Source organism: Nocardia sp. NPDC004604, from assembly GCF_040609795.1.
Lineage (GTDB): Bacteria > Actinomycetota > Actinomycetes > Mycobacteriales > Mycobacteriaceae > Nocardia.
Genome location: NZ_JBEXLC010000268.1, coordinates 1 through 5,315, shown reverse-complemented (window position 1 = coordinate 5,315; position 5,315 = coordinate 1). Strand labels below are relative to the sequence as shown.

6 protein-coding genes are annotated in these 5,315 nt (G+C 65.0%); 3 read left to right on the top strand and 3 right to left on the bottom strand.

The genetic code is table 11. The annotated features are described in order from the left end of the window. On the top strand, nucleotides 1-385 hold a 385-nt coding region (locus ABZW16_RS42820; protein WP_354961894.1), incomplete at its 5' end, for a transposase. Here ABZW16_RS42820 and ABZW16_RS42815 read toward each other — a convergent pair. The 3 genes from ABZW16_RS42815 to ABZW16_RS42805 all read right to left on the bottom strand — a co-directional run bounded on the left by ABZW16_RS42815 (nucleotide 355) and on the right by ABZW16_RS42805 (nucleotide 2,712). Beyond that, a complete protein-coding gene (locus ABZW16_RS42815) occupies nucleotides 355-816 on the bottom strand; it encodes a DUF3995 domain-containing protein (RefSeq protein ID WP_354961893.1) in 462 nt (153 codons plus the stop codon). The two genes, ABZW16_RS42820 and ABZW16_RS42815, sit on opposite strands and share 31 nt — an antisense overlap. A 458-nt stretch (nucleotides 817-1,274) precedes the next feature. Continuing rightward, nucleotides 1,275-2,093: a hypothetical protein gene (locus ABZW16_RS42810; RefSeq protein ID WP_354961892.1), complete on the bottom strand. Its 819-nt coding sequence runs from the start codon at nucleotides 2,091-2,093 to the stop codon at nucleotides 1,275-1,277. Between the two features lie 400 nt (nucleotides 2,094-2,493). After that, the gene (locus ABZW16_RS42805) at nucleotides 2,494-2,712 is read right to left on the bottom strand and encodes a hypothetical protein (protein ID WP_354961891.1); all 219 of its coding nucleotides are present in this window, start codon (nucleotides 2,710-2,712) and stop codon (nucleotides 2,494-2,496) included. A gap of 294 nt (nucleotides 2,713-3,006) precedes the next feature. On the opposite strand from ABZW16_RS42805, the gene ABZW16_RS42800 reads away from it, so the two are divergent. Continuing rightward, nucleotides 3,007-3,357 (top strand): DUF190 domain-containing protein, encoded by a 351-nt coding sequence (locus ABZW16_RS42800; RefSeq protein ID WP_354961890.1) that lies wholly within the window; start codon nucleotides 3,007-3,009, stop codon nucleotides 3,355-3,357. A gap of 170 nt (nucleotides 3,358-3,527) precedes the next feature. Next, on the top strand, nucleotides 3,528-5,096 hold the full coding sequence (locus ABZW16_RS42795) for a cation:proton antiporter (RefSeq protein WP_354961889.1): 1,569 nt from the start codon (nucleotides 3,528-3,530) through the stop codon (nucleotides 5,094-5,096). Nucleotides 5,097-5,315: the final 219 nt, after the last annotated feature.

Genomic DNA, 5,315 nt, shown 5'->3' with positions numbered 1-5,315 from the left:
CAAGGTCCTGACTTCGATGCCCGGCGTCGGAGTCAGGACCGGAGCCCGCATCCTGTTCGAGGTCGGCGACGGCTCAGCCTTCGCCTCGGCCGGCCATTTCGCCTCCTACGCGGGCATCGCCCCGATCACCCACCGATCCAGCAGCTCGATCCGCGACGAGCACCCCGCCGGATCAGGCAACCACAAACTCAAACGAGCCCCGCTCCTGTCCGTGTTCGCCGCGCTACACGACCCGGCCAGCCGCGCCTACTACACGCGAAAACGCGACGAAGGAAAGAAACACAACGCGGCCCTCATCTGCCTGGGCCGACGCCGCTGCGACGTCCTATACGCCATGCTCAAAACCAAACAGCCCTACCGGGATTCCCGATCAGCCGCAGCCTGAGCCTCGGCACGAGCAGTCGGCCGTGAATAACGCTTCGCAATACCCAGACTCGCCCCGATGAACAACACACCACCGAGCATGAACCACGGATTCCACAGCACCAGACTCCACCAAGTTTGATGCGGCCCGACCTCGCGACGGACACCACCCGCATCCGCGGCCAGCGCGAACTCGACCAGGACACCACGGGCCAGCAACACCAGCCCGGCAAGCCCGATCATCCACGCCATAACCCAGCGCCACCGGCGCGGCATACTCACGGCTGCTGCCACACCGACGAACACAGCACCAGCCAGAAGCGCAACAGCCACGCCCCACAAACCGGCAGCAACGAACATCGGCGGACGACGAGCCGCCAAATCCGAGCCCGCTGACGACGCCAGCCCCACAGACCCACCTAAGGCCCAGAACAAGTGCACCGCCGCGAACACACAGCTCCACAACACCGCAGCTACCACGGCCCAATCCCTACGAGCCAACCTCATCCCACGCAGCATACGTCCCGAAATCTCCAACTCCTTGACGAAAACCATAGGGACACCCCCGGGCCGCCACCGTTGCGGAGTTGCAGGGCAACACATTCGGTCGCGGATCATCGATGTTGCGGCGTCGCCACAGCTCTACCATCGGTCTCGGCCGTTCACTCCGCGCGGCCAGGGTCGTTCGAGGTGAAATGCCGACTCGGCGAGGCAGGAGGTCACGCGTGGCGCAGGACCGTGTGTCATCGTGTGCGGCGACCAGCAGCGATCCGAATAGTCCGCGCATCCTACCGCTGCTGCTGGGCCGCCGCCCGACCACGACCGTCTCAATCGTCCGGTAGAGCGCGGGGTTGGAATCGGCGGACCCGTAACTGGATCAGCACACTGATCACGAAGACCACCGCGCAACGTCAGGAACCTCCGCGCCCGGGGTGCGGCGTCGGTTGGTCTGCTGGCGTGCGATCGGCGCCAGGCGTGGTTTGTGTGGCAAGGATGGTGAGTAGGGCGAGGATGGCGATGGTTGCGCCGAGGGTTACCCATCCGGTGCCCAGGCCGAGGCCATCAGCTCGGAAGGATGCGAGCCAGTCGGTGATCGACGCACCGAGTGGGCGGGTGACGACGTAGGCGGACCAGAACGCGGTGACCACACCGAGCCCGCCCCATCGGTGGGCTACGGCGGGGATGGCGATGGCGATGGCGAACACGACGGCCGACGTCAGGTAGCCCAGGTGCAGTCGTTCGGCGGTCAGGTCGCCCGCGACGGTGCCCAGTGCGAAGGTGGCCATGACCGTCGCCCAGTAGAACCCTTCCCTGCGCCGGGTGGTGATGCTGTGCACTGACAGCGTCTTCTCGCTCGCGTACCAGAGTGCGAAGATCACCACAAGGATGACCGCGAACACCAAAGTTGCCGCCAGCAATGGGATTCCGATGATGAAGCTGGTGATGTCGGCGACCATGGTTCCGAAGATGCTCACCATCACCACCGCCGACCAGTAGGTCCAGACGCGATAGCGACTGGCACGGAATTGGGCGACCAAGCTGATGACCAGCACCAACCCGGCTGAGCCGACGGCGATCTCGGGCACGACATGGGTGACCAGGAAGTCCGAGAACGTCTCTCCCATCCCGGTGGTCAGAATCTTGATCACCCAGAACAGCACGGTGATCTCGGGAACCTTCACGGACAACGATCCAGCTGGCGGGGCAGCGACACCCGTCTTGCTCGTCATGCGCGCCAGCGTGGCAGCCGGGCGCTGAAGACCCGCTGAGAATGTGACACACGACACCTGACCGGGTCGGCCCTGCCGATCGAGTTGGGGCACTCCGACAATCAAACACGGCGGCAACCCTTTTCGTATTCACGGCACGGCGCGGACGGGACCACGGCGGATACTCGAAGGCTTGGTGAGGTAGAGCGGTAGCGACGGGCCGAGCACTACATGGCGATGGTGTGGATGCCTATCACGCTAAGTGGCAGGCAACAAACGCGTCTCCGGTTCGGGTTCTGATGTCGGAGGTGAGGTGACATCGCGGCGGGCGATGATCAGGAAGGAGGCCGCCGCCGATGGACGAGCGGATTGCGCTGCGCGAACCTCTGCTGTTCGGCGTAGACCTCCATGGCGTCCGAAATCATCGGCCGACTCGAGCCCTTGAGCCCTCGAGCTCGAGCGCGCCGGCCGCCTCCGACAGACCTCCACCGGCACGCCACAACCCGGCCTCGACCGCGCGGATACCAGCGCAGCGATCCCGATCGAAAAACGCCGACTGCCATGCGAGAAACGCCTCTTGGCCGCGCAGCTTACGCGCACCGCCGGAGGTCACCGGATCGGCGATCACACCGAAACCCATTGCACCGTGGCAGCGGTCTGGTTGTCGGTGTGGATCGGTCTGGCGGCCGGTCGTCGCCGAGGCGACGACGCTCTGGCGACAGCAGCACCGGGTGTTGGCACGGCAAGTGTTCTGATTGTTTGCGGTGCGGGAGTCGAGGGCACGTAAAGAAGACGTATGGCGCTTGCAGACCCGGGTCCGAATGCCTTGATTACCCACCGGAGCGGGGAGTTGGATCGAAGTTGGGACACGCGGACAAGCGTTGCCGACGGGCTGCAGCAGGTCCATCGGGCGTCCGGGAAAGGGTGAGCGTGAATGCGCGTTGCGGGCAAGGCATTGCGATTGTCGATCTTCGTGGGTGACGGTGACACCTGGCGTCGGGAACCGGTGTGGCGGGAGATCGTGCGGCGCGCCCACGCGGCGAGTCTGGCCGGGGCATCGGTATTCAGAGGGATGGAAGGCTACGGCACTACCTACCGCATTCACAGCCGCCGCTTCTTCGCCCCGTCGAAGGACCTTCCGGTGGCAATCATCATCGTCGATGCCGAGGACAGCATTCGAGGGTTCCTGCCCCAGATCGACGAGATCGTCACCAACGGATTGGTCACGCTGGAACCAGTCGAGATGTTGATTCACTACGCGGCCGATATCGATCGCGTCCCTTAGCCGGACGGGGCGAGGCAGACCTTTGTCGCGGTGGGAATTCACTGCCGCCGCGAGATTCCCGAGCGTTAAAGTTGGCACGGGTGTGCCGGGAAGTCTGGTCGGCGACGCACGTTTCATCGCTGGAACCAGGAGGAGCATTCGGTGGCGCTGTCAGACATCGGTCCGCTCCGATGAACGACGTGGCGCCCTTCGCGACCGCGCTGCTGATCGTCGCGGCGGTCGGTCTGGCCGCGGTGCTGTCCCACCGGTTCATCGAGCGTTTCCCCATCCCGGCACCGGCGCTGTTCCTGATCGGTGCCGCAGTGGCCTCGGACATCTGGACCCCGCTGGCCGACGTGCCGGTGATGCAGGTCGAGCGGGTAGTCACCATCGCGTTGGTGATCATTCTCTTCGACGGCGGTATGCAGATCGGGTGGCGCAGCGTGCGCGCCAACGCAGGAGCCATCATCTGGCTAGGCGCGACCGGAACCCTGCTCACAGCGGTCGCGCTGGCACTGACGGCGCACATGATGTTCGGCCTGGACTGGCGCGTCGCGCTGCTACTGGGCACAGCGCTGTCACCCACCGACCCAGCGGTGGTGTTCTCGGTACTGGGTCGCCGTCAGATCGGCGGCCGCAGCGGTGTATTGCTACGGGGCGAGTCCGGTGCCAACGATCCGGTCGGCATCGCACTCATGGTCGTGCTGCTTGGAACCTGCCAATTCACCGCTGCCGCAGCGGGTTCGGTTGCCTGGGAATTTGTCGCGCAGCTGGTGATCGGTGCGATGATCGGGGTGGTCGGCGGGCTGGGGCTGCTGTGGTTCATGCGCAGTGTCCTGCTTCCGGCGGCGGGGCTGTACTCGGTGCGGGTGCTCATGTGCGTGTTCGCCATCTATGGGCTCAGCACCCTCGCGCACGGGTCCGGATTCCTGGCCGTGTTGGTCGCGGGCGTCGTCGTCGGCGACCAGCGCGCCCCTTACAAGATCGAAATCGAGCGTTTCCACTCGGCGCTGGCGAACCTGGCGGAGATCGTTGCCTTCGTTATGCTCGGTCTGACCATTCAGATCACCGGCCCGCACGGCATCACCGAAGGCAACGCGCTGGGCATCGGGCTCGGGCTGGCGGCGTTGCTGGCCCTCGTTATTCGCCCGCTGTTTGTCTGGATCCTGTTGTGGCGCACCGATCTCGGTAGCGGTGAGCGGCTGTTCATCTGCTGGACCGGGCTCAAGGGCGCGGTGCCGATTCTGTTGGGCGTGTTCATCCTGCAAGCCGGTGTCGACGACGCGCAGCGCGCATACGACATCATTTTCGTCGTGGTGGCGTTCTCGGTCATTGTGCAGGGCGGCGCGGTGCCCGCCCTGGCACGCCGCCTGGGCATCCCCCTCGAAACCGTCAACCCGCGCCCTTGGGGGATGAACGCCCGCTTCGAAGAAGAGCCGAACAGCCTGCACCGCTTCACCATTGCCCCGGGCTCGATCGCCGACGGCAGCACCGTCGCCGACCTGCCGTCGGATGATCTGTGGGTCAGCGTGCTCATCCGGCAGGGACGGCTGGTCACCGTCACCGCCGACACCGTTCTGCACGCAGGCGACGAAATCCTCGTCCTCGCCGAACCAGAAACAGTCACCGGCGTAGCGAAACTCTTCGGCCGCACCGTCCGGCCCCACAACAACGAGCGGCGGTCGGCACCCCAACTGCCCGCCCTCCGATTCAGACCACCATGGTTCAAACGATCACCGAGACGGAACAAGGACCGCTGACCTGGTCGAGGGTGGGAATGATGCGGGGTTCGCTGCCTGCCAGGGGCACGAACCTGCGGCAACCGGACCGTCACGCCACCGCTATTTGCCGATGACCAGCAGTTTTCGGTGTTGCAGGAGGTTGGCGTACTGGTCGATACCCGCTCCGGACACTTACCATAACCCCAACTGTGCGGGTCGAGAGATGTCTCGACCCGCACGAGTCGGGGGACGGCCGAC

What these genes read in the sequence shown, in the direction of transcription:
- ABZW16_RS42810 (WP_354961892.1), bottom strand. Translation starts at nt 2,093, where the DNA reads ATGACGAGCAAGACGGGTGTCGCTGCCCCGCCAGCTGGATCGTTGTCC.
- ABZW16_RS42805 (WP_354961891.1), bottom strand. Translation starts at nt 2,712, where the DNA reads ATGGGTTTCGGTGTGATCGCCGATCCGGTGACCTCCGGCGGTGCGCGT.
- ABZW16_RS42800 (WP_354961890.1), top strand. Translation starts at nt 3,007, where the DNA reads ATGCGCGTTGCGGGCAAGGCATTGCGATTGTCGATCTTCGTGGGTGAC.
- ABZW16_RS42795 (WP_354961889.1), top strand. Translation starts at nt 3,528, where the DNA reads ATGAACGACGTGGCGCCCTTCGCGACCGCGCTGCTGATCGTCGCGGCG.